The following is a 1,884-nucleotide window of genomic DNA, read 5'->3' as shown; positions in this document are numbered from 1 at the left end:
TGTGTGACATAATCGTCAACCTCCTATATGGTTATAAATAATTATATAGCAAAAACTTTTTTTACCAAATTTTTTACAAAAACTTTTTCAAAAAAACTATAGGGCTTTACTAAATTCTATTTTCAAATAACTTAGTAAAGCCCTATTTAATAGCTGATCTAACGTTCAGTAGACATAATGAAAAATCATCATTTTCCACAAAACCATTTTTAGTATACTTTAATTGTCAATTGAAATCAATTTTTATTTATAAAACGCCACAATCTATGTAATTTACAAAAACTTTTGAATTTAGAAAAATATTAAGCAAAAAAATTTTTACAAAACAAATTCGTATAAATTCATTTTAATCTATAGGGGGTTTAAGCCCTAATTTAGAATGATATCACTCTAAATTAGGATATATATGAAATAAAATATAAAAATTATAATAGAGCCTATTAATAACCTTTATTCGATCTAAATATATTACATATATTGCATAATAGCTAACTTGCGTTGATCTAGAATTATATTTTTAGTTCGGCATACTTCTTCATAAGCTTATGAATTAAATCTTTTTGATTTTCAAAAATTTCGTTCATCATAAAATTAGTAAATTTAGAATTGCTTTTGTAAAAATCATAAATTTCTTGAGTTTTAAGTTGCAGCCTTAAAGGTTTTACTGGGTTTTGCTTAGATTTTTTTAACAATGGACTTTCTTTATCTTTTATATAATTAAAAGAATTATGAATACCATTTTCTATTACATAATTCTCATTAAGAACACCGTCTTGCAGTGCTGCTGCTAATTTTAAATACTTATATGCTTGACTTTTTGCGACATAAAATTCTTTTGTAAAAGCATCAAAACTTCTATATCCATCTAATTTATAGTATTTATTATCTTTGATTTCTTTTAAAATTCTAATATTCTCCACTTTATGGACGATTTCTTTTTTGAAATTGGCTTTTAACTTTTCCTTTAGTGTTTTGTAATAAGAAATTTTACTTTCATCAATAATTGAATTTTGTTCAACACTATTATTTATTTTTTTTGTTACAACTTTTATTTTTTTTTTGAATTTTATTGCCATAAAAAATCCCCTTTATTTCTAGAAAGTTTTTATAAAAATAGATTTTACATACATATAAAAAATTTTATCAAGAATGCCCTTAATTGACACAATTGTTATTATTTTAGGTTTTTTATTATCCATTTTGTAAGTGGCCCTTGTTCTGGGTATTTTTTCCCACATCATTATTTTTGTATGGTACATTGCTTTACCATTTTCTTTTTGAATCAAAATAAACCGTTCTTTATTTTTGCACTCAACTTTGCATTTACCTTTTTTTGTAGGTTCAACTGCGGTTTCCATGTTTAATCTTTACACAACCTTTTTGCTAAATTCTTTTAACTTTAAAGAATTGTTTTCAATTTCTATTATTTCTAATAGTTCATAATAATATGTGCCAAATGCTTTTTTGTATTCTATTTTATTTTTGTTATTCAGATAAGTTTTTACAATTGGCTTTAGAAATTCAATATTTGCCTTTTCTTTTAGTCGCTCAATGAGGATATTGAAAATGTTTGTCCTTATGTTTTCATAATTTTTTTGTGGATTTTCTTTTTTCAATTCAATTGATTTTTCTAATTTGAGCGTTATTTTGCGTAAATCGTTATATTTTTGATGTTCAATAATAAAGTGCGGCTTATTTTTGTAGTTTTCATATACTTTTTTAAATTCTGTTTCCAATTGTTTTGGATTATATCCATTTTTTTCCATTTTTTTTTGAGTATTGTTTAAAGTTTCTTTTAATTTGTTTTGCTTTTCTTTAAAACAAGGCTTATTTGAAAAAATCTTCTTATTTTTTGTTAGTTCAATTTCATATCTTTTTATGGCT

The 1,884-nt window shown here is 23.4% G+C and carries 2 protein-coding genes and 1 pseudogene; all 3 read right to left on the bottom strand.

What is annotated here, in order from left to right:
• Window positions 1-509: 509 nt before the first annotated feature.
• Entirely contained in the window at window positions 510-1,076 is a 567-nt protein-coding gene (locus tag BLO14_RS05765; protein ID WP_091973982.1) for a chromosome replication/partitioning protein, read from the bottom strand.
• 159 nt (window positions 1,077-1,235) lie between these two features.
• Window positions 1,236-1,358, bottom strand: a pseudogene (locus BLO14_RS06295) (DUF226 domain-containing protein); the annotation flags it as partial.
• Between the two features lie 9 nt (window positions 1,359-1,367).
• On the bottom strand, window positions 1,368-1,884 hold a 517-nt coding region (locus tag BLO14_RS05755; RefSeq protein ID WP_236736415.1), incomplete at its 5' end, for a plasmid maintenance protein.

The sequence above is a fragment of the Borreliella japonica genome (assembly GCF_900099615.1).
Lineage (GTDB): Bacteria > Spirochaetota > Spirochaetia > Borreliales > Borreliaceae > Borreliella > Borreliella japonica.
This window is presented reverse-complemented; position numbering and strand designations above follow the sequence as displayed.